This window comes from Mucilaginibacter sp. RCC_168, assembly GCF_041355315.1.
Taxonomy (GTDB): domain Bacteria; phylum Bacteroidota; class Bacteroidia; order Sphingobacteriales; family Sphingobacteriaceae; genus Mucilaginibacter.
Genome location: NZ_JBFUPN010000030.1, coordinates 45,269 through 68,602, shown reverse-complemented (window position 1 = coordinate 68,602; position 23,334 = coordinate 45,269). Strand labels below are relative to the sequence as shown.

The 23,334-nt window shown below is 44.0% G+C and carries 20 protein-coding genes; 13 read left to right on the top strand and 7 right to left on the bottom strand.

Going from position 1 to position 23,334, the window contains the following annotated elements:
- A complete protein-coding gene (mobC, locus tag AB6735_RS24550; protein ID WP_370998810.1) occupies positions 1 to 2,010 on the top strand; it encodes a conjugal transfer protein MobC in 2,010 nt (669 codons plus the stop codon).
- 97 nt (positions 2,011 to 2,107) lie between these two features.
- On the opposite strand, the gene AB6735_RS24545 is transcribed toward mobC, so the two are convergent.
- A complete protein-coding gene (locus AB6735_RS24545) occupies positions 2,108 to 2,359 on the bottom strand; it encodes a helix-turn-helix domain-containing protein (protein WP_370998809.1) in 252 nt (83 codons plus the stop codon).
- A 344-nt stretch (positions 2,360 to 2,703) separates the two neighbouring features.
- Between AB6735_RS24545 and AB6735_RS24540 the strand changes: the two genes are divergently transcribed.
- Positions 2,704 to 2,952 carry a hypothetical protein gene (locus AB6735_RS24540; protein ID WP_370998808.1) on the top strand — a complete coding sequence of 83 codons (249 nt, stop codon included), beginning with the start codon at positions 2,704 to 2,706 and terminating at the stop codon, positions 2,950 to 2,952.
- On the opposite strand, the gene AB6735_RS24535 is transcribed toward AB6735_RS24540, so the two are convergent.
- On the bottom strand, positions 2,927 to 4,042 hold the full coding sequence (locus tag AB6735_RS24535) for a hypothetical protein (protein WP_370998806.1): 1,116 nt from the start codon (positions 4,040 to 4,042) through the stop codon (positions 2,927 to 2,929). The genes AB6735_RS24540 and AB6735_RS24535 overlap by 26 nt on opposite strands.
- 694 nt (positions 4,043 to 4,736) lie before the next feature.
- On the opposite strand from AB6735_RS24535, the gene AB6735_RS24530 reads away from it, so the two are divergent.
- Entirely contained in the window at positions 4,737 to 5,375 is a 639-nt protein-coding gene (locus AB6735_RS24530; RefSeq protein ID WP_370998805.1) for a sensor histidine kinase, read from the top strand.
- Positions 5,372 to 6,082, top strand: coding sequence for a LytR/AlgR family response regulator transcription factor (locus AB6735_RS24525; protein ID WP_370998803.1), 711 nt, complete (start codon positions 5,372 to 5,374; stop codon positions 6,080 to 6,082). Before AB6735_RS24530 ends, AB6735_RS24525 begins: the two co-directional genes overlap by 4 nt.
- Here the strand turns inward: AB6735_RS24525 and AB6735_RS24520 are convergent.
- Positions 6,059 to 9,067, bottom strand: a complete 3,009-nt coding sequence (locus tag AB6735_RS24520) for a thiopeptide-type bacteriocin biosynthesis protein (RefSeq protein ID WP_370998802.1) — start codon at positions 9,065 to 9,067, stop codon at positions 6,059 to 6,061. The genes AB6735_RS24525 and AB6735_RS24520 overlap by 24 nt on opposite strands.
- Before the next feature lie 58 nt (positions 9,068 to 9,125).
- On the opposite strand from AB6735_RS24520, the gene AB6735_RS24515 reads away from it, so the two are divergent.
- Positions 9,126 to 9,557 carry a MauE/DoxX family redox-associated membrane protein gene (locus tag AB6735_RS24515; RefSeq protein WP_370998801.1) on the top strand — a complete coding sequence of 144 codons (432 nt, stop codon included), beginning with the start codon at positions 9,126 to 9,128 and terminating at the stop codon, positions 9,555 to 9,557.
- Between the two features lie 75 nt (positions 9,558 to 9,632).
- Positions 9,633 to 9,908, top strand: a complete 276-nt coding sequence (locus AB6735_RS24510; RefSeq protein ID WP_370998800.1) for a hypothetical protein — start codon at positions 9,633 to 9,635, stop codon at positions 9,906 to 9,908.
- 48 nt (positions 9,909 to 9,956) lie between these two features.
- Here AB6735_RS24510 and AB6735_RS24505 read toward each other — a convergent pair whose 3' ends face one another.
- From AB6735_RS24505 to AB6735_RS24490, 4 genes are read right to left on the bottom strand one after another with little or no spacing between them, the layout of a single operon-like run.
- Positions 9,957 to 11,366 (bottom strand): RagB/SusD family nutrient uptake outer membrane protein, encoded by a 1,410-nt coding sequence (locus tag AB6735_RS24505; RefSeq protein ID WP_370998798.1) that lies wholly within the window; start codon positions 11,364 to 11,366, stop codon positions 9,957 to 9,959.
- A gap of 9 nt (positions 11,367 to 11,375) precedes the next feature.
- Positions 11,376 to 14,570: a SusC/RagA family TonB-linked outer membrane protein gene (locus tag AB6735_RS24500; RefSeq protein WP_370998796.1), complete on the bottom strand. Its 3,195-nt coding sequence runs from the start codon at positions 14,568 to 14,570 to the stop codon at positions 11,376 to 11,378.
- A 14-nt stretch (positions 14,571 to 14,584) separates the two neighbouring features.
- Complete coding sequence (locus AB6735_RS24495; protein ID WP_370998794.1) at positions 14,585 to 15,904, bottom strand: TlpA family protein disulfide reductase; 1,320 nt, start codon at positions 15,902 to 15,904, stop codon at positions 14,585 to 14,587.
- A gap of 59 nt (positions 15,905 to 15,963) precedes the next feature.
- Positions 15,964 to 16,311: a hypothetical protein gene (locus AB6735_RS24490; protein ID WP_370998792.1), complete on the bottom strand. Its 348-nt coding sequence runs from the start codon at positions 16,309 to 16,311 to the stop codon at positions 15,964 to 15,966.
- 825 nt (positions 16,312 to 17,136) lie between these two features.
- Between AB6735_RS24490 and AB6735_RS24485 the strand changes: the two genes are divergently transcribed.
- The 7 genes from AB6735_RS24485 (at position 17,137) to AB6735_RS24455 (ending at position 23,305) form a co-directional block, all read left to right on the top strand.
- Positions 17,137 to 17,526: a helix-turn-helix domain-containing protein gene (locus tag AB6735_RS24485; RefSeq protein ID WP_370998791.1), complete on the top strand. Its 390-nt coding sequence runs from the start codon at positions 17,137 to 17,139 to the stop codon at positions 17,524 to 17,526.
- A gap of 324 nt (positions 17,527 to 17,850) precedes the next feature.
- Positions 17,851 to 18,330 carry a hypothetical protein gene (locus AB6735_RS24480; RefSeq protein WP_370998789.1) on the top strand — a complete coding sequence of 160 codons (480 nt, stop codon included), beginning with the start codon at positions 17,851 to 17,853 and terminating at the stop codon, positions 18,328 to 18,330.
- 518 nt (positions 18,331 to 18,848) lie between these two features.
- Positions 18,849 to 19,832 carry a hypothetical protein gene (locus AB6735_RS24475; protein ID WP_370998788.1) on the top strand — a complete coding sequence of 328 codons (984 nt, stop codon included), beginning with the start codon at positions 18,849 to 18,851 and terminating at the stop codon, positions 19,830 to 19,832.
- Between the two features lie 248 nt (positions 19,833 to 20,080).
- A complete protein-coding gene (locus AB6735_RS24470) occupies positions 20,081 to 20,311 on the top strand; it encodes a hypothetical protein (RefSeq protein ID WP_370998787.1) in 231 nt (76 codons plus the stop codon).
- 230 nt (positions 20,312 to 20,541) lie between these two features.
- Positions 20,542 to 21,123 carry a GNAT family N-acetyltransferase gene (locus tag AB6735_RS24465; protein ID WP_370998785.1) on the top strand — a complete coding sequence of 194 codons (582 nt, stop codon included), beginning with the start codon at positions 20,542 to 20,544 and terminating at the stop codon, positions 21,121 to 21,123.
- A 54-nt stretch (positions 21,124 to 21,177) separates the two neighbouring features.
- Complete coding sequence (locus tag AB6735_RS24460; protein WP_370998783.1) at positions 21,178 to 22,047, top strand: response regulator transcription factor; 870 nt, start codon at positions 21,178 to 21,180, stop codon at positions 22,045 to 22,047.
- A gap of 310 nt (positions 22,048 to 22,357) precedes the next feature.
- Complete coding sequence (locus AB6735_RS24455) at positions 22,358 to 23,305, top strand: RteC domain-containing protein (RefSeq protein WP_370998782.1); 948 nt, start codon at positions 22,358 to 22,360, stop codon at positions 23,303 to 23,305.
- The last annotated feature ends 29 nt before the right edge of the window (positions 23,306 to 23,334 follow it).

Below are 23,334 nucleotides of genomic sequence, written 5' to 3'. Positions count from 1 at the left end.
ATGAATACAGGTGAGGATACACAGGGCTTGCGCAAGATCATTGATCTGACCAGGCTCATCAGCTTATTGATATTAAGCGTACATTTTTATTTGACATGCTACCAGGCATTCAGGGAATGGCACTGGACGGCAACATTTGCAGACCGCATCATTGGCAACATCGCCAAAACAGGCTTATTCAGCGGTATACTCAAACCGAAACTGGCGGCGCTGCTTTTCTTGTGCATATCCTTGCTTGGCGCAAAGGGCAAAAAGGACGAAAAAATCCAGCTAAACAGCATAGTCGCCTACATATTATGCGGGCTACTTATCTACTTTCTAAGCCTGATTGTGTTCTACATGCCTGGCTGGAATAGCGTGGTGGCTATTCTGTATATGGGCATAACAGGAACAGGTTACCTGCTGATCCTGACCGGCGGCACCTGGTTATCAAGATTAATTAAGGCGAACCTGAATAAGGATATTTTCAATAAAGACAACGAAACATTCCCCCAAGAGGAAAGACTATTGGAAAACGAATACTCCATCAATCTGCGGGCCAAGTATAAATTGAACGGAAAAATAAGGGATTCATACGTGAACATTATAAACCCCCATCGCTCAACGGCAGTTCTAGGCCTGGCAGGTGCTGGAAAAACGTACTTCGTAATTCGCCATATCATCGACCAGCACATCCGTAAAGGACACAGTATGTTTTTATATGATTTCAAGTTTGACGATCTGACCAGGATCGCTTATAATGCCTTGTTAAAATATCGGGCTAATTATAAGGTCAAACCCACCTTTTGGGTGATCGACTTTGATAAAATATACCACCGTTGTAACCCACTCGACCCGCAGAGCATGGAAGACATTACCGATGCCACGGAATCAAGCCGGACGATTATGCTGGGATTAAACAGGGAGTGGCTAAAAAAACAAGGCGATTTCTTCGTAGAAAGCCCGATCAATTTCCTGACGGCTATTATCTGGTATCTGCGCAAATATGATCATGGCAGGTATTGTACTTTGCCTCATGCCATCGAATTAATGCAGGCCGATTATGACCAGCTTTTTGCGGTACTGGAGCAGGAGGAAGAGATTAAAGTTTTGATCAATCCTTTTATATCGGCTTATCATAACAAGGCAATGGCACAATTGGAGGGGCAAATTGCATCGGCTAAGATCGGTCTGGCCAGGCTGGCTTCACCGCAATTGTATTATGTGTTGTCGGGTAATGATTTCACCTTAGATATTAATAATCCCGATGAGCCTAAGATCGTTTGTATGGGCAATAATCCGCAAAAGCTACAGGTGTATGGTGCAGTACTTTCTTTGTACGTGAACCGGATGCTTAAATTCATTAACAAGAAAGGCAAATTAAAAAGCAGTCTGATCTTCGATGAATTTCCAACTTTAACGGCTGATCTGATACCTACGATCAGTACAGGAAGGTCTAACCTAATCAGTGTGACGATTGGCATCCAGGATTTCAGCCAGTTGAAAAAGGATTATGGTGCAGATCATGCGGATGTGATCACAGGGATTGTGGGTAATGTAATCTGCGGGCAGGTTACTGGTGATACGGCCAAGAAAATGAGTGAGAACTTCGGTAAGATCATGCAGAACCGGGAAAGTCTGAGTATCAACAGTTCCGATACCTCTGTTTCCAAGTCAACGCAATTGGATTACGCGATACCGGCATCCAAGATCGCTGCGCTCTCCTCGGGGCAGTTTGTAGGAATTGTGGCGGATAACCCAGATTGTAAAATTGAATTAAAGATGTTCCATGCGGAGTTGCAGAATGACCACGAGGGAATTAAGCAGGAGGAGACTCTATATAAACCTTTGCCAGTTGTTGCGCAGGTAACGGAAGAAGATATCCAGGAGAATTATAAAAGGATTAAAAAAGACGTTGCGCAATTACTGACGAAGGAGTTGGAACAGCTTGAATCTAACAGTTCCGGTAACGATGATGAAACTAAAAATTCAGATGATAGCGATGAGCCACAAAAAGCGTTTTCTATGTGATTACTCTTGAAAATATAAAGAAAGCAACTTTCTTTTCTCTTTAAAATTGATTCCGTCATCTTGTCTGGTGAAAATCTATTTTAAAACTGAGTACAACTTAAGTGCGATTGTCATTCGTATTATTTCTTAACCGAAGTAGCTTGCCTAATGAAATTCCGAGAACTCCGAAAATAGCTCCCATGGTGGCAAGGGTGGGATTGGTCTCACCTCGTTCCAGCCTTCCTACTTGCGACGGTGACGTCCCAAGCATATTTGCGACATATTCTTGAGAAAGTTTTTGCTCATTGCGAAGCTCGCGGAGAGTCTCTCCGAAATCTTTACTTAGCTGAGGGTCGCGTTTTACTTTCACAACCCGAAATTGACTCAAAAAAACGTAACCAATAAACCCATATATGGGTGATTTTTACTTATTTTTACGTTTGATTAAGTTCAAATGAACACCGTTAAATGACAGGGAACTTGAAAATTCGCATGCTAACTCTGTATAAGGAAAATTTCAAAGGGTATTACTCGATTGGAAATTTCAAAGAAATCTGATACCTCAAGACGGGGAAATTTTCAATGATAAATCATTTCAGTTATTGGTTTGTCTAAGGGAGCAGATTTTTAAAAGAAAAGGACTTAACATACAGCCCACAGAACACTTTAAATAGGAAAACATAAACTAATGCTAATCTGAAATAATTGAACACTATGACCTCTTCTATAGAATCAGCCATACTTGCAGAAAAAATTGGTATGATGGCATTTAGCAAAGAGTTTAAGGAATCCAGCGCCAAGATGGGCTATGCCACCCTTCGACAGATCGTATCGGAGGATCCTGCCATATTGCAGAAAAAAGATGGATTTAATTATATTTGGCTCGGAGAACTTCTAGAATTTCTCACGGAAAATAACCTACTGCATCTGCTTCAATCTACGCAGGGAAATAACGGGATTTAAGAAATCCAGATGAATTATTTAAAATCCGGATCATCCGAGCAGCCGTGGGAAGGCTGATGTTATAGAATGCATTACTCAAACTGTCACGTGAAATATGTTCTTGCTTTTTGGTGCTAAACACAGCGGCAGCATGGTCAAATATAGCCGTTAAGCTTATAGTCCCGTAAAAACCGGCCTCATGAAGCGCACGGATCATACAGCCTAAATAATTTACAGAAATATTCAGAGGTACTTTAAAGAAAGGTTGGTCAACTTGTAAATTTGCAGTACCAAGATTGAGCAGAGTTCCCCTTTCCACGAGCCAACTTTTGTACATGTCGCAGATGTGGGACCATCTTTTATCAAAACTCGGATAGGTTATGGTGTTGGGTGACTGAATAGACGCACTCGACTCAAGAAGGTATTTACCCTGTTTCTCACCGGGTATCTTTTCGACCTCCAAAATTGCTTGTTTTTGAAGATAGTTAAAAAAACGAAAGTGGTTAAAGTTGAAAGTCATTAGCAAGAAAGTCAAGCTTTCTTCTGTCATTTGTAGCTGATCATCATCTCTATTGGCCACCAATGCAAACAAGAGCTCTTCCCTATAAAAAAGTGCACTTAGGAACAGACCATCAGAGGGGGCCTCTAAATAAAGTGGCGAAAGACAGATTCCCAAACATTTCATGAACTCTTTATTAATCTTTGCGTCTTCCAGGCGTTCGAAGAACTGTTCATATGTTGACTGAATTAATTGAAGCCTGTATATAAAATAGCGGGGCAAAAGTACCTGTTGCCGATCAATAAAATTACCATAAAATAGAAGCAAATGATCCATGAGTGAACATAGATCCGATAGCACCTCGTTCTCCGACTCATCGCCTACTTCTGAGATTAGCCCTGATAAAAATTTAAAATGAAAGTCATAGTAACGGCGAAGCGTATCGTCGCCATTATCAGAAAAAGCCGCGGCGGCCCAGGCTTCCCGGGCTTTACCGCAGCTTTCTGAAACCATTCCACTGAAATCCAGCGCAGCGTCTTTGGAGACACCCCCAGATCCTCCGTTTTTCGGAATGGAATCGGCCGCCAATATTTCCAGCTCGTTTTTCAGCATTTACCGTCAAATTTTGTTAAAGTGAGTGGAAGAAACAACACTTGTACAGGTTGTTGTCGCATCTGTTCCACTCGACGTTTCAAACAATTTCTCTGCACCTGGCTTGCGGTAACCGTACAATTTCGAGGTTTTTGGTTCTGTTAATTTTAGCTTTTCAGTTTTCATAATTATTTTTTTTCTATATTAATACATGTTTTTATGAACACCATAAATAAATGCAAACAACAATTTTCGACCGATGAACAGCAGCAACGACCTATCTAATAACACTTGGCGACCTCGGAACAGGCAAATTGCATTTCATTCTTTATGCTGGTCATTATTTATTTTCTACGAGGTATTTTTTGCAATATTCTTTTTCCATGTAACAACGCCATTAAAAGACTATATTTTCTTTTATACATGTAATATTAGCTTGTTTTATATCAATCACCTGTTACTAAATAAATGCCTTGATACACCTAAACCGCGGTATTTGCAACTAGCGGCTGGCATGCTATTGGAGTTAATAGTGTTTTTGGTTATTAAAGGTATATGGGAATATTTTGCATTTATCTATGGGATATTTTCTAGTAAGCCGAGGGATCTGCTAAGAATCGCCCTCGGGACGGACCTTTACCGAAATCTTTATTACCTATTCATTTCAACAGTCATCTGGTCTCTAACAAATTATAATAAATTTCAACAGCGTGTTATGGATTTATCGTTAAAAAAGGCGTTGGCGGAAAAAGCCCACGCAGAATTACAATATCAGTTTTCAAGCGCACAAAATGCCTTTCTTAAACAGCAGATCAATCCGCACCTGCTTTTCAATTCGCTTAATGCCATTTATAGTACGGTTTACCAAAGCTCCCCAAAAGAATCAAAAGCCGTATTATTGCTCTCAGAAATCATCAGGTACAGTTTTGAAGAGCCCGGAACGGATGGCCGCGTTTCGCTCGACAATGAACTGGCGCAGTTGCAAAACCTGATCGAGCTAAATTCTTACCGGTTCGACTATCCAATGTCGATAGATTTAAGCATTCATGGCGACCCGAAAAAATACACCATCATCCCGCTAATATTAATCACGCTCACCGAAAACATGTTCAAACACGGCGACCTCCGTTTTTCGCCCCGCTCCATTAATATAGAAATTGATGACAAAGGCCGAATGGCTTTTACCACCGTGAATATACCCAGACGAATCAAGGAATCCAACGAGAATACTCATATTGGTCTGGCAAATACTCGGTTGCGACTGGATTATGCCTATCCCAATAATTACACGCTGAATTTGACGGAAACTGAAAAATTATTTATACTGGAACTGACCGTTAACTTGAACTCATGAACGTAGCTATCATTGACGATGAACGTCCTGCTATTGCGTTGCTTTCTGCCTATATTCAAAGAACGAATGGACTATTGTTGGAAAGTACCTTTACCGATCCTATGGATGCCCTGGGGCATTATAATTATCCCAATCCACCTGAAATCACATTCCTGGACGTGGATATGCCCGGAATCACCGGTATCGACTTTGCCAGGATCGTCGGGCCAAGAACCCGTATTATCCTCACCACCTCCTTCCGAAACTACGGTCCGGAGGCGTTCGAATTAGCGGTATATGATTACCTATTGAAGCCTTTTTCTTATGAACGCTTTCTAACAGCGGTAGAAAAGGTAATGTCGCCGGGCGAAGCAATGAAACCTCCCGTTCTGGATTACTTTTTTATACGCACAGAAACGCGTGGGAAATACCTTAAAATCAACATTCAAGAAATAATCTCGGTAGAAAGCAAAGACAACATTGTCCTGATTACGCTACCGTCGGGCAACATTAACGCCATGCATACGCTAAGTAATGTTCAAGCCTGGTTGCCAGCAGGCCAGTTTTTCCGTATCCACCGGTCTTTTGTTGTCAACCTTTCACAAGTACTTTCTGTCGACCATGGACAGGTGTGGATGACCGGGAACACAGCCATTCCTATAGGCAGGCAATACCGCGAGGACTTCATGCTTAGCTTGAACAAGCTAATGATTAACGGCCGTCAATAACGCTAAACATAGATTTTCCTTTTTTTCTCTGGCAGTGACCGCAAGCCTGACTATACAATGCCAGATAAAAGCTTCGTTCCTGCGCTGACCGGATGGAAATATCCGGTTGATTTGCATGTGTACCATGTCGGAGATCAATTGTCCCGACATGTCAGGTCTTTCCGCTCGGCAGGTTATGGAGAGATTTCGTAATACAGCCCCAAAAGCCAATGTGGTTTCCAGTATCGTTGAACCTCCATCGCGTACCAAAGCCGTCAAACCCGGTCTAAGCTCTCGGAATCGGTCATCCATTGATCTTTTCAATTTTTTCTCCCCGCCGTGCTCCTGTAAAAATGAAGCGGCGACGCGTTGACTAAGTGCAATGACCTGTTCGATATCACCGTCAAAAAAAATATTGATCATTTGATAGCAATGTAATACCGGCCACAGCAATTCTTGTTGTCCGTTGTTTTGCTCGAAATGAATCAAATATGTGGCTACCACTTCACTGCCTCGATGAAAAACTGACTCTACGATATCAATCATTTCAGCAGAATAGCGTTCGATTTCACGCTGATAAGTGTCGAAATAAGCCTTTTGCACCAATTCTGAATTGTGTTTTTGAGCAAGTAGGGACTGCAATTCGTACTGTACGTCCTTAATATCTTTTCTTGCACCTCTAAAACGAACACGTAAATGGCTGTCAGGGTCATGAAAACGAACAAAAAACCATTGACTGATCCTCGACTTGTTGATCTCCAGCCAGGGTAACAAGACATTTAACAGGATGTATTCGGCACTCCGATTAGTACAATATATTTTTATATAAATCCATTCAGAGCCAGGTGGAAAATCCCGCATGACCGGATCATCCGGGATGGCATGTTGTTTTCGCATTGAGTGGTATACCTGGACGGTATTATGGAGGGTTGCAACATATTGCATAACAAAGCCTTCATTAGTCTTCAGATTATTTTGGATTGGCCCTGGAAATTCGACAATGACAGAATTTGACAAATCATGGAGAGCTTCGAGAAAGAAGAGCGCTTCGTCGTCATGAGCAAGATTAAATATGAGTTGCTGATCACCTCTTCCAGCGGCGATATTAACCGGAATACCTCTTTGCCGGCAAAACAGGTGGAGCCCGCTGATCGACAATGGCTGTTGCTGAAGTAATTCGATTTCTTCTTTTCGGAGGTGCCATCTTGCAAGGCTTAATACAGCGTTCCCATACTCGATCCGGGGATAAAAACCCAGCCCAGGGAACAACTTTTCAGGATCAAAGTCAAATCCCACCCTGACAGATTGGAATTGCAGGTCACAAAGAAACCTGAAGAGCGGCATCTCATTATGATGGAAATTAAAAGCGGTAGGTAACCTTGGTATTACTCTTTTTCCGGTCGGTTTATGCACCAAAACTATTTCTCCAGCTCTGACACCCATGTTTAAATCTCCTGGTTGTAGATTAGCCTTAGCCGACGGGAAAGCATTGAGCGGGATCACGTACTCATAAACCTGCTGCCGCCTGTTGATGTTGTCGATCCTACGATGGCTTACCTGCAGGATTTCTGCAAACAGGATATCGGGATTTGCTTCCATCTCATTTTTTGCCGTCTCCCTACAAAATTGATGAAAATCCTCACTGAAAGCAGAAAAACGCCCGGTAATCGAAGTGGCGGTTACCCCGCCTGCACTATGTAGAATCAGTCGGTTTTCTACCAATGTGAAAAGAACAGCTATGGACGGCGGCAGTGGCATACCCGGTGAAGCTAATCCCGTTAAATCTTCCGGCATGAGCTGTACAGTTTCATAAGTACCGCGCTTGTTGTTTTGCAGCCAAACTTTCATTAGCATGCGATGAACCGGTGTCCAGGTTAGCCTGTCAGATCTTCGGTGCTCGCCATCAAACTCCAAACCCTGTATTAATTCATGTTCTTCCTGTTGTTGCAGGCCGTCGTAAATGATTCCAAGGTCGGGGTCAAGTGCTTCCAGCATGGGTACCATTCGTTCCCCGAATTTTTGCTCGAATGCCTTTTTAAATTTATCCAGCGAGTCTTTTGGCGGAATAACTGCAAGCAGATCAAGCGCGCTAAGGGCACGTAGGATTTCGGCCTGAAAGCTTTGATCAATGCCTCCACTTAAGCCCTTCATTTCTAAACCCGCATAATATGATTTGCCATCCTGGTCACTGTTCTGACCGTTTCCGATTGATGATAAGGCGGACGGCAACGACAGATACTCTTGATAATCCAATGCTGGAAAAATCGCTTCCGATTCATTTTCGAGAAGTAGGGATATATCGCTATCGGCTAACAGTACTTGTTCATTCAACAATTTTTCAAGGTGGTTTAGCGCTTCACTATCTTCACAATCTGTAATTTCTGTTAAATAGTTTTGAACCGACACATATGGTAATGCCTTAGCAGCCAACAACTCCAGCAGTGTTGCGTCCGCATCGTTATATTCCAGATGGTAAGAGTAAAAAGATAATTTCCCGTTCTTTTCTGTTTCATAACGTGTATAACGCCAGCCAGAAGTCAGCTGATAGAGCGTTGGATTGACAGCCAGCAGAATTTCCTGATTTTGTATCTGGGATGTCAACATTTCCAGTTCTTTTTCTACTGAAGGCAACAGGTGAAGTCGCATACCAACATCTTTCATTTGTACCAATTGGCCCTCGACAGCCCAGGGAACTAAGCCAAAAGCAGAAAACGCGCCAAATGGAGTTGCACGCAAACTCATCCTGTTAAAGAATTTCAACGCGGTTAGCCTTTCCTTCCTACCCAATAAATCAAAGTCAAAGTTTTTCTTTTTCAACTCCTTGTAAAATTCAGGCGATGCCAGCCATAAGGCATTTTTGAAAACATTAGAGACAAGTACCTCTTTTAACTTCCCTGCCTTGTAGCTGGACGCGCTGAAAAACGGTCTCCTTAGAAAAACCCGATCCGAAAACACAACTTGTTTATTATCAAACATATAATTCATCAAAAAGGGTTTACCACCCATTTACCACTGTTTTACCATTTCTCCACAGCCTTACTTTGTTCCAGCAAAATCAACCACTATGAAATCGAAGTTCAAACAATCAGCTATCTTCCTATTCATTCTCCTGTTCGTCTATGCCGCCGCGAGCAAACTCATGACCTTTCAGCTTTTCAGGGGCCAGTTGTACAACCAGGACTTTCCACACTTGATGGCTGATTTCCTCCTGTATGCACTGCCGACGCTGGAACTGATTACAGTCGGTCTGCTTTGTATCCCGAGAACACAAAGACTCGGTTTGCTGGTCTCCCTATTACTAATGAGCGCGTTCACCGGATATATCACATTGGTCATGTTGCATTTCTGGAACCGCGTACCCTGCTCTTGCGGCGGTATTCTGAGCCATATGGGCTGGGGTGCGCACCTCGTATTTAATTGCGTTTTCCTTCTGATGGCGCTAGTGTCCATACTAATACCAGACCACCCAAGAGAAAAACTGACCTCAACCCGATAATACCAATACAGGGGTAAGCCGAAAACCTGCGAAAAGAGTAGGCACCATTTCATTTATTTATTAAAATTTTTCATCATGAAAAAGTTAAAAGTTTCATTAGCCGCCGTGGCGGTTGTTCTTGGCCTGGGTTCTGCACTGGTGACCAGCGCCGCACCTAAACCATTTGCCAACAAAACCTGGGGCAAATTGTCTACAGGCGCTTACATTGACATTACCGGCGAGCAACAGGGCACCGATTATCAATGTACCAGCAGCACCAACACCTGTACCGCGGTTTACCCTGCCACGCAGAACCCGAATTCCAACCCCAGCAACCCGCTGAGCACCGTTTCCGGCACATTCAGTAACTAATGTCCCGTTGATCCTGCCAAGGCCGTCCGATCCGGGCGGCCTTTTTGTTTACCGCTCATTCTGCGTCAGTCCGTTCAACCGGATCTCCTCATCCGGGATCGGGTATGTATAGCGCGGACTACCGGGGCCCAGCGAATAACCGTTACCACCCACATTGCGGTTCAGCGTTACCTTGAAACGTGGATCGGTATTCAGCCGCCGGAGATCGTCCCAGCGTATCCCCCTGCCCAAAAGCTGCTTTCGCCGTTCCATCAGCACCTGGCGCAGGGCATCCTCCGCTCCAGATGCAGCAAGGGGCGCATAGGTTCCTGTTACCCAGCGTGTAACCAGCATTGTGTTCAGGGCCTCCATCGCCGCGGCGGTATTGCCCGCCCTGGCTGCGCATTCCGCTCTTATGAGGTACATTTCATCAACGGCCAGGCCAGAGAACAGTAGCAATGAACCCGCATAATTCCCCTTGAACTTATAATTCCCCGGCGTTAGCAACCGGAAAAAGATCACCTTGCGCAGATCGTTTGCTTTGTAAGAACGGTATAGCAGGCTGTCTGCATAAGAGGGTGCCGATGTTGTATTGAACGAATACGCAATTTGTGCCGAGTAAAAGATCACCTCGTCGTTCGCATCGGGCAGCACCCTCGGGAAAGGCCTGTTGGCGGTTTGGCTCAGCGTGCTGTAGTCAATCAATGTTTTGCTCAACGCAAGCGCACTGTCTGCATACAGGCCGGCCTGCACGTATTCTTCCTTGGTCAGACAAATTCTCGCTCTCAGGGCCTGCACGGCAGCGACCGTTGGCCTGCTCTTATAGGCGGTTCCCGCAGGCAGCAGTTTCCGGGCCGCCGACAAATCGGTAAATACCTGGGCATAAACCTGTGCTACTGTACCACGGGCGACTTTGAGTGTTACATCGGCTTGTAGCCTGAGCGGCACCCCGGCATCTGTAGCCGCTGTAGTAGGGTCATAAGGTTTTGCATAGACCCGAACGAGGTTGTATAAGGCGAAGGCCCGCGCAAATAAGGCGGTACCAGCTACCGCGTTCTTTTCGGCCGTTGTAGATGCTGTGGGCAGTTTGGCTAAGCCTTCCAGTACCACGTTGGCATAAAATATCTGCTGGTAGGAATTGTTCCAGTCGGCATCCGGTATTCCCCCGTATATGTTTTTGGCCCAGGTGTAGCTGTTGCGTTCCATGTCCAGCCCGAAAGCATTATAGCCAGCATCGGGGGTGTAAAAGTCCCCGTCGGCGATAAAGGGCAGACCAGGCGTATTGTTGAATACCTGTAAATTATCCAGCAGCGTTTGCATGTCAGCTACAGTAGTGGGCACCAGCAGTGCCTTATTGGGCCGTGTATCCAGAAAGTCCTTTTTGCAACCGGCCAGCAAGATCAGCAAAAGGGGGTAAAGCCAGATGCGATTTCCGGAGGCGTTGGTACCAAGTCTTAATTTCGAAAATATCTTTTTCATCATTACAGTTTAATAGGTTAACCGGATACCGCCTGCAACTGTCCTCGGTGCGTGGTACGTATAAACCGCGTCCGGGTCAAGGTGTTCATGATTGGCCCGCCAGAGGATGCCCAGGTTGGCTGCGTAAATGTATACCTGAAGGCCTAGCCCCGGCAGGAAGCTAAGCGTGCCCTTGTTCCAGCTATAGCTGAGGGTGACGTCCTGTAAGCGGATGTTATCCCCTTTTTCTACCAGGGCAGAGGAGTAAGTATAAAAATCATCACGCTGTTGGTTGCTAACCGCAGGCAGCGACGGTACCACGGTACGCTGCTCATCGCCAGGCTTTTGCCAGCGCAGCGCATAATCGCCATTCTGCTGCGATAGGCCATAGTCGTTGCTGTAACGCACCGAATTCCTCCGGAAATAATAGCCCAACTCATAGCTTATATTGGCGGATAAACTGATCGCCTTATAACTAAACGTATTGCGGAACGCGCCAAACCATACCGGTTTCGATGACCCATTATACACTAATGTCCCCGGCGTGGCCGCCGCTTGGATTGCCGTATAATCCTTACTGGCCACCCCGTTCAGGTACCCGCGCGGGTCACCCGTGGCTGGGTCTAGCCCTGCCCATCGGTAACTGTAGATGGCATACAGCGGCTTTCCCTGTAGCGGGAAACTGCCGAGGTTGCCGGAAACCAGGTAGTCGGTCACGTTCGACTCCTGGTCATAACGTGATACTTTGTCGGTCACATAACTCAGGAAAAACGCCGTTGACCATTTAAACACTCCAACCAGATTGCGGGTATCGATATTCAGGTCCATGCCGTGGCCGCTGGTATTAGCTGTATTGCCGGTGAACAGCGTAATACCGGTTGACGGCGCATACGACGTGTTACCAATCAGGTCAATGCCTCGCTTCAAATAGTATTCCAGCGTGCCGGAGATCCGCTGTCCGCGTGAAGCGAAGTCCAGGCCCAGGTTGATGTGCCGGATGCGTTCCCAGCGCAATCCAGGGTTGGGCGGGTTGATGATCTGCGCGTATGGCAGCGCGGTCTGTGAACTGCTGCCGTCAAAGTAGCTGGCTGTTGTGTAAGCAGACAGGTTCTTATTGATATTTCCGTTATAACCGAATGTTGCCCTGAGTTTTAGGTATGGCAGCAATGACGAATCATAAAACTTTTCCCGGCTGATATCCCAGGCTGCTCCAGCCGACCACAGTGGTACACCCTTTTGGTTGGTATGGACACCAAACAGGTTGGAACGGTCCAGCCGCGCGCTGCCCGACAGGGTCAGCCTTCGGTCATAGGTATAGGCCGCGTTGGCATAGTACGATAGGTAATGGTCTGTTGCATCGGTTTCCGCCTGGTTCAGCGGTATATTCGTCCCGCTGTTTGGATTATCATAATAACTGAACTGCGTTACGCCATCAACCTGTTGCGAAGTGGCATGGTCGGTATCATAACCGTAAACCCGGTTCGAGTCTCCGGTCACATGGAGGGTCTGCACTTCGTAACCGGCTATCGCCGTAATTTCGTTCTTTTTGCCCCAGCCGCCGTCGTAGTTCACCTGTAACCTGCCATCATGATTTACCGAGGTGCCGTTGCTCAGGTCCAGTATGCCACCCATGGGCACCGGCCGGGAAAAGGTTCCGTCATCCGCCACCTGCGTAAAGCGGTTGATCAGGTTGCGGGTATAATAGGTATCCGTGCTTTGCAGTTGCCTGCCGGTGTTCAGGCTGTGATCATACTGGTAAAGTACCTGGGCGTTCAGTCCAGGCAGAAGCTTGTAGGTCAGACCCGTGTTCAGCCGGTAGTCCGTTACCTTGCTATGGTTGTCGGCGTCCCTTAATTCCTGCAAAGGTTTGTATTGCCAGTCCAGCAACCCTTGTCCCGACGCGGCCTGCACAAAGCCTTCCCGGTAATCATGTGTTACGGCCAGCGGATTGCCCCTGCTATCTGCTAATTGAGCATATGGGAAGATGCGCAATCCCCGGTTCCAGGTCAGGTCACCCGGGTTATCCAGGTCCGTGCCTGTTTCCGTGACGTTAATACCAGCCGACAGCTCCAACTTATTTTTTAAAAGTATCCAGGTATTGTTGCCGCTCAATGTTACTCGTTGAAACCCGTTACCAGCGAGATCATTCAGGTTTTTATCAAAACCGGCAGAAAACGCGTAACGCTGCACCGCTGAGCCGCCGTCAATTCCAAGGGCGTATTGCTGGTTCACACTTTGCCGGTAAAGATATTTATCCAGGTCATGCCGTACATCTGTATTTTTCAGGCCGTCTATCTGGGCGTTCACGGCTGACTGGTTCAGTTGTCCGTCCCTCGCGGCGGCCAAGAGTTCTACCACCGGTGATAAAGGAAGATGCCCGTCGGCGCTTTCTACGGCGTCATAATATCCTTCGCCAAACAGTTTTCTCTCCAGGCCAATATAGTCCGCGGTGCTCATTCGCGGCTGGTAATAAAGGTTAGGTCTGGCACCTACGGTCACATTGCTGTTCAGTGACACTTTAGCGGGGCGGTTCAGCCTACCCTTATTGGTCGTGATCACGATCACGCCGTTTCCGGCCTTCGAACCCCAGATCGAAGCAGCGGCGGCATCTTTTAATACGGTCACGCTTTCCACATCGTTGGGATTCAGGTCTTCAATGGGTTGGTTGTAAGGAAACCCGTCTACGACGATGAGTGGTTCGGCATTCGAGAAGATGGTGCTCTGCCCCCGGATACTGATGCGTGTACCCACGGAATTAAAACTCAGCCCCGGCACCACGCCCTTCAGGCGATCAATCAGGTCGGTGCTTACGCTCCTGTTTAGCAGTGTTTTGTCTACCGCGACGAACGAGCCGGTAGCCCGCTCCTTGGGGAGCTGTTGATAGCCTGTGGATACGACGACTTCGTTTAACTCCCCGGCGCTGCTTTGTAGCGTCATCAGGATTGGGCCAGTCGCAGGCAATAGGATATCGGTCACCTTCGGGGCGTAGCCGATGTAGGTGGCCCGCAGGTGATAGCTTCCGGCCGGTGCCCACAGTTCGAAATGGCCTGCGGTATCGCTTACTGTATGGTATGCGGTCCCGGCGAAGAATACGTTGGCACCTGATAGGGGCATTCCAGCTCCTGCCTGTACACGTCCGCGCAGGAGGTAACCCTGTTGCGCGTGGCAAACGGTGGGCAGCAGCCCTATCCATAATAAAAAGTAATTGTAATATTGTTTCATCATGATTATGGTTGAGGTTATTGATGGGCGGTATCCCGCACGACCAGCAGATCCACCATGGCCTTGCGCCTGACGAATTGCAGGTCATATTTTTTAAGTTCACGGTTCAGGTCCTCTACTTTGTACAATTGTGTGTGTAGCGAGATATCTACCGGGTCTGTGTACCCGGTCTCATCGGTGATGGGTAATGGCAGGCCTTGCAGGTATTGAACCTCAAGGCGCTTTACCAAGTGGGATAATTTTACATTATGCAATTCACAGGCATAAGGCCCGATATCGACCACGGACTCGCCGCCAGTGGTATGCAGTTTATCCTCAGCCGATGTTCTCACCAATACAAGCGACATGGTCTCTGTCCGCTCTACGGCGACGTGATACCGTGGGTACAACCTCTTCACGTCTTCCTGCATGATATCAAATCCAGAACGGACCAGTCCGGGAGGTACCAACAATTCATAACACTTCCCGTTTCCGTCGGCGAGCCAGCCATCATAGGCCTGCCCGGCAAGTTGGGTGGTCATCCTGCCGGAATCGGCCGAAAGCAGCCTGATGCGAGCGTCAGTAAACCAGCGATTGTGATCGCTGTAAGCCATCCGCAAAAGCCAAGTGAACGGCACGTTGCGCACGGTAAACCGTTGTCCTTTCATACTATCGGGCAGGGTCATATCCATGCCTGGTGCTAACCCGGGCACATAGGCCGACAGAGTGGCGTGGTAGCTTACGGCACTGCCGTTGCCGCCATTACCTGCGGTAAATAAAAGTTTCTCTTTATCGTAAGGGATCACCAAGTCGCGCTTCGCTTCCATTTGCAGGGGTTTGCCTGAAATGGCGGCGCGCAAGTTCTTCTCCGTCAGTTGTTTTTCTTCTGTTATGGCGACGACAACGCCTTTTGCGTCGATCCATACATAATGCGGCAGATACCGGTGCGGGAACAGGTCATTCAGTACCTTGTCGTTGGTCACACCGGGCAGTGCGAAGTTTTTTACCTTTTGCATTTCCGCGAGTACGGGTGCAACGACACTGGCAGACTGGTAGGTGACCGGCAGGATTATTAGGACATCGCCCATCGCCCGCTGTAGCGAATCCATCATCGGCACCATGGCCCGGCAGGGTGCGCACCAGGTGGCCCAAAAATCTAAAATCACGAACCTGCCATGCAATTCCGAAAAACGGAAGCTATTAACCGCTCTACCGTCAAGCTTTAGCCCGATTACGCCCTTTACCAAAACATCGGGTACCTGTTGTCCTATCATTATACCCCTATCGCCTATATTTTCCTGTGCTCCTACGCCTAAAAAAAGGCAAAGCAAAGCCAGGAAGCCAAAAATTCGCTTCATTTTAAAACACTTTAAAGATTATTATTTAACCAGAGTACTCACCGGCAGCAGCCGGATCACTAACCCGCATTATCCAGGCCATCATCATTATTTATATCACCACCCTCATTCGTATTAAGATTGCTATCATCACTTCTTCCGCAGATTACGCAGCGACCGATTGTCTTATCCCGCAAGTCGTAAACCGCGTTAACCAAACTTATCAGCCCGTCAAACAGCAGCGCCGTTTCCTTAGTGTCGGGCAATTCCTTTTCCTTTAAGTTTTCGTTAGCTATAGCAAAACCACGAAAGGCTTCCCACAGGCCTACCCTTACACTTTCAGGATCGTATGTGGAATAAAAAACACGGACTAACTGCTCGGGCGTTCTTACACCCATATCTTTCAAATCAACTACTATAGCACTCATATATCACCATGAAATAAAAGATAAAGTAACAACATAGTTCACCCCTCCGGAGAAAAACCATAACGTTTCCCGGCTAAGCAAAAACAAGAAAACGGCAGCTGTTATTTTTTAACTATTAACTGCGGCTGCCGTTTTCGGAATTTATGTTGGGCTTTTTATTACGTTCTTAATTGGGTTTTGGAGGGGGTAGGAGATAATCCGAATATTCTTAAACCGATAGGAAGTAAAATTGACGCATGAATTGAAAATTAAATTATCAACAATACCTATATTAGAAAATTCAGGCGTGCATAAAGTAAAAGAGGCTCGCCATAACAAAACACATTTATTTATAGCATCGTAGTTTCGGCCGAAACCGAGATTACGTTTAATTACCTTTAATGAAATGTGCTTTTTATCAGGCATAGTGAAATGTGCTTAATTTAAATCTTAAGACGAGTTGCCTGTAATAATAACGAAGGCGATGTTTCGTCTTACCGCGGATGGGGCACCGCTAAGAGCCTTGAGCGTGGTAAGCTGATAGAAACATCGCCCCCGTTACCATAATAATATGGATGGGGACAATGCTTTAACTATCATCTCACGCTCTGGGAAAATTAGCGGTTTTCATCTCGCGAGAGTCCTGTAAAAACTTTGTCTTATTAGACTATAAAGTTTTCAAAAATAACAATATTTTCAAAGTTCAGTGTATCTTCATTTGTATTCGGGCTATTAACTAAAATGTTTATATTTGTTTATATCGCACATATCAAATATACTAACCCATTTATATTAAATAAATAACCTATAATTATATTCGCATAACTTTAGGTTATATTTTACGAGATGACAACTGGAACAAAAATTCGTTTATTAAGAGAACAAAGAGGCTGGGATCAAAGTGTGATTGCTAATGCATTGTCAATTACGCAACCTGCTGTGTCTAAACTAGAATCTGATCAAACCAAGCTATCTTGGGACAATGCTCTTAAACTTGGATCGCTCTTCGATGTAGACGCAGAATATTTTTTTAATTCTGCGGTAAATAATTATGTTTATAACAATCAAAAGGTTAATCAATTATTCAACTCTGAATATGCTGAAACTGATTTAGAATTTATAAAGACACTCTATACAGAACAACTAAAATCTAAGGAAGAGCTAATTACTGAACTAAAAGAACGAGTTGCAGAGTTGAAAAATGAAGTTGCTGAATTGAGGAAACAGGTGAAATAAAAAACTTGTTAACTGTTTCCATATTGTAAGAAACAGGTCTTTCCATCAGAAGTTGACGGATCAATTGAAATTACACGGATTCAATTCCTTTAACGTCTTATATATTCAGCAATTCGAGATCTAGCATTCGAATTTCCTGCACTCGATGTTCTATCAGCCTGGCAAACGCCGTTTTGGGCCATTATTTACTAAAGGCCGATTACCCATCTTGATCACATGGGAGCCGGTGATAAAATCAACATGTTTCTTACCGATCTGAAGGTACTCAGGTCTACCGGGACTCGCTAAAAAGAATATACTTTTTATACCTGAATAGCAATCATAATGAAAAACTGTTTGATCATTGTCTTAATAGGCACTTCTGTAGTAATGTACGGCTGCAACGGAGATCGTAACGCCAAGCATGCGGATACAACAACTACATCGAAGGCCGCTGCCCCACAGCCCGTGGATAGCTCGATGGTACCTCCTAAGGAAAAGGTAAAGTTCTATGATCCGATCATACTGGAGGGCGATACCGATTTCAGCGTGGAACTCGTGGGGCAGCATTTCGACGTTAGGCCTAATACCCCTGCGTTGAACTCGATCCTGACAACATACCTGCAACATTGCTATGATGATTATCATCGCCTGCCCTCCAAGTTCATTATTCATTATGCCAATGAACGTACGCGTATCCTTACCAGCAAAGAAGTGAAGGAAAGCATCGTCCTTTCACAAGAATCCCTGCGCCAATATATCCCTGGCGCGGATAAAACGGAGAATATTGGCAAATTCCCCATCCTTTATCAAACGAGATTTTAAAATGATTACCCTCGCTGGTGATTAGATTGGCATTTCCAACAGAGGTTACTTTGGGCTTATTTGCGATTTTGAAACTATTAAGTTCATAGCACCAGCTGATGGATTGGGGTGAGTGACGGCTCAACTTTGTTATCTGGGTTAATCAGTATCACACTAGCATAACACAATCCCGCTGCTACCGCAAGTCTACAGCCTTGTGGCCCGAGTGCAAAGTATATGCCATGCTGTTATCCCGTCAACTAATTTCGCCCCTACAGTAAAATTTACAAAATACCTTCCTCAGTATTTTAGAATTTATAAATACAGCTTATACGTTTAAAATACAAAATCCCGGATGGAACTAACATTTGGGGTTGCATATTCTTACTAACATTCTCCTTGTCAATAATTTTTTTATCAAATGTATTTTAATTAAATTTACTTCAATGTTTCAGCATATTAAAATGGCGGAAATTGCAATAACGAAGGCGTCCACAGCTTTCATACTAACCTAAACGTTTAGCATCACAATATTTATCATGGCAAAAACCCAAGACATAAACCCAAATCCAAACCCGAGATTAAAATCAAACTCCCCGAACGCATTTGTTGATTCGAGATCGCTTAAGAATTTTGCTGCAGCCTCATCAGGACTTACGGTATTGCTGAATGTTATTATGCTGGTAAGCGGCGAGATCAGAGGTTCTAATATTCCTGAATCTTTGCTGGCAGGAATTGCAGTTGTTCTTTGCATCGCGTATTCTTTAACGTTTTTAAAGAAGGAGACTACATCAAGTATCGCTGAATACGCATGGATCACAGCATTAAATTCTGCAATACTATTTTCGTCTCTGACCGGACTAAATAATATCCTGAAAAAAGCAGGAGACATGTATGTAACTCAAAAAAAGCCTATTACCGCTCCGGAAAAAAAGACACTGAATACCCCCGGGAAATACATTCATTATCAGGAACAAGTATCTATGGCATCTTTTGGCATTGACGATATTAAAAATATCCTTATTCCGAGGCAATCATGGATAACTATCGGATCTGTCAGTTCTGAAAAGGCAAGACAGATACAGGAGCAGGCAGCTCAAAACACTGCCAAAGCATTAGAATCTGTAGTTAGCGTACAACAAGCCTTTAATATTGTTGTAAAAAACAAAACAGCCGCTGAAAAACAAGCGGATAGCCTTCGGACCGCTTTACATGTTCAGGGGGATTTATATCAAAAATCTTTATCACAGCAAGTGATCAGCCGGTCTATTATAGATAGCTTAGAGATAAAATTGAGGGCCTGTCAGCCAAACGCTGTAATCCCAGCCCCATCAAAAAAGCTACTTCCTGTGAATGACATCAAAGCCCTACAACAGCAACAACAGCAACAACAACAACAGCAACAACAAATTCAGCAGCAACAGCAGCGACAACAAATTCAGCAGCAGCAACAGCAGCAACAGAATGTTGAAAATACAAAGCGTCAGATCCAGCAACAACAGCAACAACAAATTCAGCAGTGATAAGGATTGATTTTGATCCTGCCTTTGTTTACTCCCGGCTTTTGTTGTCTATATAACCGGTGTTCCTCTTTTTTCTGTTTCCACTTCATGACAACAGAAAAACAATAAACCAGTACCTGTTCATATCCAAAGCAGCTAACGACTAAAAGTTTTAAAAACAGAAAGGAAACTGAGGGTATCAGCATCTAATTGGATCATAAACCCAGTATTTAGATCTGGACAGGATAATTGATAACTTTGAAACCGTTATGAGTTTACCGCTAAGAATCACATTTGATGGCAAAGACTACACATATATGGTCTTAACAAAGGGAATTACTAAAGAAACAGATCAGATCAAGATCAGTATTGCCGGAGAAGATTTTACATTGCTTCGGAGTCCCCAAAATGAATGGTATGTTAAGGAAGTTGCCGTCGGCGACCAGCCTGGGCTACTAAAGGCAATCGCCAGAAATGTTGCTTTAAGATATCGTTTATGACATCCTGACTTATCTACACAAACTAAGCAACATTTATCCATCTGTAATATTTATAATATCTTGTTTTTTTGGAAAAGTAAATTATCACATTATTTCTACCTATAAATAAATTACTTTTTAAGCAATATTTTCTCAATTTTAAACGTATATGTATTTATTATTAAGCAATATGTATGTGTTTAAATAATTGACAATATCCTAAAAGGGTATTCTTTTAATAGATTTCATATATGGTAAACAAAGAAAGCATTGATAAAGAACGGATTATAAAAATATTAACAGACGCATTTGAATACAACAAGAGTATAAATTATATCGTCAAACAAGATAGTCGAAAAAAAGATAGAATACGTTCCCTGATGGAGTATTCTGTTGCAGTTTGTGAACTGTTCGGAGAGGTTTATTTGACGGATGACAAAAATGCTTGCGCGTTATTATTATATCCTCAGTTAAAGAAGACTACCTTAAAGACGATATTACTTGATATCAAGTTAATATTTAAATCGATTGGTATAACCGGGATTGGCAAAACGCTTAGCAGGGAAAGCAAAATAAAGAGTATACAACCAAAGGAAGCTATGTCCTATCTCTGGTTTATTGGGACTGATCCAAATGCGCAAAACAAGGGCATAGGAACTAAACTAATGCAACAAATTATTTCCGTCTCCAATGAAAAGAAGCTGCCATTGTACCTTGAAACCTCAACGGTAGAAAATTTAAAATGGTACAATAACTTTCAATTTGAAATTTATGATGAATTACAGCTTGATTATAAATTATTCTTCTTAAAACGTAAACCGGATAATTTTTAAAATATGCTGGTTTTCGGGACGCAAATACACATCGTCACTTTTATATTTATAGTGATGGAAGCTGGGATGTTTATATTCCAGTTTTTTTATTACCAATTCAGGCCGCAGGATAAAAGCCGCTTATGGTATCTCCTATTATTAGCATTGCTTTTATTTTATAATATCACGGGCGGATTATTCCCCGATGATAAGATTACATTGATTTCCATTCCGACCCAAATGATGATTGCATATGGTTCTGGTTTTTTAATGGCTTCTTATTTTCCGTTTTATTTCTATAAAGCCTTCGATTTGAAAGCACTTAGATGGCATGCACTATACGGGGTGCCTTTTTTTCTCATGGCTCCCTATCTTTTATTTTTTGTAATTGTTTATGCGATAAACGGTAACCTTAATATTAAGCTGGGAGTAGTTATTCCGTTTATTTACTCTCTTGTTTTACTGTGGGTAATACTAAAGGCAATCAGAAATCACTATAAAGAAGATAAGAACCATAAAAATGCGATTGAGGAGATCGCAGTTTATTGCGCAGTATCTCCATGGACAGCTATGACGGTATTTTCTTGGTTCCAGGTAAGTCAGTTGGTCGAGGTCTTATGCACGAACTTTGGATTCATTACAATTACCATCATATTTATACTCAAAGCCATCAGGAACACCAGGCAGGAGTATGAGGCATTTATAGCGATAAAGACTAATGGAAACATTCAAGAGGGCTTTTCTGCCGAAAATTTCTTGACATACGGACTTACAAAAAGAGAAATTGAAATTGTAGGTTTTATCCATAGGGGATCAAAAAATAAAGTGATTGCCGATAGCTTAAATATTTCCGAAGGAACGGTAAAAAAGCACATTGAGAATATCTTTAATAAAACTGGTGCAACATCCCGGGTTGAGCTTTTACATAAATTATATTTCAAATAAATTCCTTAAACACCCTGTTTTAAGCGAAAATACGCCGAATGGCGTATATAAAATCCGTCTAATAGCGTATTGCCGTACTGTTCATAGTCAGCCATTTTTGTAATTCATATTTGTTTTCTCACAGAAAGCGATGCAATGCAAAGATGACCGGGCGAACCATGGCGCCTGATCAATCTTCACATTCTAGCCTTCTTGTACCGGGATCATGAAATGGAACCTATAGGAATAAAACTGTTTAATTTTCTTTTTCTCGTGATCGGCATTACCAAAACGTATCGATCTGGAAAAGAACTCATTTAATTTTTTAGCTATGTTATTTGAAATTTATGAACAAGAGTTACTGGTGATGGAAGAAGCACTTCAAAAAATTGACCTGGCCGCCCATACCCCTTTAGACAGACTGAAAGCTGCACTTACGGTTATCCGCAAATCTTTAAGTCTTTTATCTAAACACTATGCAGAACATCCCCCAGGTACAAAACAGGAGGAAATTAGTTACTGTAAAACCCTCCTGCCTAAAATCTACTGCTGGTATATTTTTCACCAGGAATGGTATGCCATGGTTGCTGCTGTACCAGTTACAACAGCCGAAAACGTAAAAGCGTTCTGGCTTGATGAACTACGCGTGATGAGCAGGTTTCCTGCAAAACATCCATTACATTATGGTTACTATAAGTTATCAGGGACCGACCTCGATGAGCTTTTTTTTATTAAACATCCGGGGGTGCAGAGAGCGCTAACTCCGGAAGTTCTGGAATATGATGCCATTTTTCCTACGCCCTGCGGCTATTTGTTTGCCAAATTCAGGGCTTATGAAATGCTGACCAATGCCATTATTTCAGAATTAAGCGAAAAGCCTCAAATCGAGCATTCGCCGGCTCCTGTACGTAAACGAAAAAGGGATATACGCTGGACAGGTGACAGTATAAATTTAGCTGAAATTGCTTTTGGCATCCATGATACAGGGCAGATCAATGACGGGACCGCAACGCTTGCAGAAATTTTTGAATGGATGGAGGAATCACTGCAGATCAAGATCGGCAGACCGACCAGGAGGTTTGACGAAATTGAGGCCCGTAAAAAGATCAGTCCCACCTACTTTTTGGACAGGATGAAACGGGAGATCAACCTGCGCATAGACCGAAAAAACAGCTACGACCCGGAGGCTGAGGAAGAAAAACGCAAGCGAAAGGAGAAACGTGCCCAGCGGGCAGCTAAGGCCAGGGCTTCCAATAATAGCAAAAATGCTGACTATTAGCGCTTTGTGATTATCTTTCAGTGTCACCC

Bases quoted from the DNA above. Each gene is read 5' to 3' on its own strand.
- mobC (WP_370998810.1), top strand. From the start codon at position 1: ATGAATACAGGTGAGGATACACAGGGCTTGCGCAAGATCATTGATCTG.
- AB6735_RS24540 (WP_370998808.1), top strand. From the start codon at position 2,704: ATGACCTCTTCTATAGAATCAGCCATACTTGCAGAAAAAATTGGTATG.
- AB6735_RS24535 (WP_370998806.1), bottom strand. From the start codon at position 4,042: ATGCTGAAAAACGAGCTGGAAATATTGGCGGCCGATTCCATTCCGAAA.
- AB6735_RS24530 (WP_370998805.1), top strand. From the start codon at position 4,737: ATGGATTTATCGTTAAAAAAGGCGTTGGCGGAAAAAGCCCACGCAGAA.
- AB6735_RS24525 (WP_370998803.1), top strand. From the start codon at position 5,372: ATGAACGTAGCTATCATTGACGATGAACGTCCTGCTATTGCGTTGCTT.
- AB6735_RS24520 (WP_370998802.1), bottom strand. From the start codon at position 9,067: ATGGGTGGTAAACCCTTTTTGATGAATTATATGTTTGATAATAAACAA.
- AB6735_RS24515 (WP_370998801.1), top strand. From the start codon at position 9,126: ATGAAATCGAAGTTCAAACAATCAGCTATCTTCCTATTCATTCTCCTG.
- AB6735_RS24510 (WP_370998800.1), top strand. From the start codon at position 9,633: ATGAAAAAGTTAAAAGTTTCATTAGCCGCCGTGGCGGTTGTTCTTGGC.
- AB6735_RS24505 (WP_370998798.1), bottom strand. From the start codon at position 11,366: ATGAAAAAGATATTTTCGAAATTAAGACTTGGTACCAACGCCTCCGGA.
- AB6735_RS24500 (WP_370998796.1), bottom strand. From the start codon at position 14,570: ATGATGAAACAATATTACAATTACTTTTTATTATGGATAGGGCTGCTG.
- AB6735_RS24495 (WP_370998794.1), bottom strand. From the start codon at position 15,904: ATGAAGCGAATTTTTGGCTTCCTGGCTTTGCTTTGCCTTTTTTTAGGC.
- AB6735_RS24490 (WP_370998792.1), bottom strand. From the start codon at position 16,311: ATGAGTGCTATAGTAGTTGATTTGAAAGATATGGGTGTAAGAACGCCC.
- AB6735_RS24485 (WP_370998791.1), top strand. From the start codon at position 17,137: ATGACAACTGGAACAAAAATTCGTTTATTAAGAGAACAAAGAGGCTGG.
- AB6735_RS24480 (WP_370998789.1), top strand. From the start codon at position 17,851: ATGAAAAACTGTTTGATCATTGTCTTAATAGGCACTTCTGTAGTAATG.
- AB6735_RS24475 (WP_370998788.1), top strand. From the start codon at position 18,849: ATGGCAAAAACCCAAGACATAAACCCAAATCCAAACCCGAGATTAAAA.
- AB6735_RS24470 (WP_370998787.1), top strand. From the start codon at position 20,081: ATGAGTTTACCGCTAAGAATCACATTTGATGGCAAAGACTACACATAT.
- AB6735_RS24465 (WP_370998785.1), top strand. From the start codon at position 20,542: ATGGTAAACAAAGAAAGCATTGATAAAGAACGGATTATAAAAATATTA.
- AB6735_RS24460 (WP_370998783.1), top strand. From the start codon at position 21,178: ATGGAAGCTGGGATGTTTATATTCCAGTTTTTTTATTACCAATTCAGG.
- AB6735_RS24455 (WP_370998782.1), top strand. From the start codon at position 22,358: ATGTTATTTGAAATTTATGAACAAGAGTTACTGGTGATGGAAGAAGCA.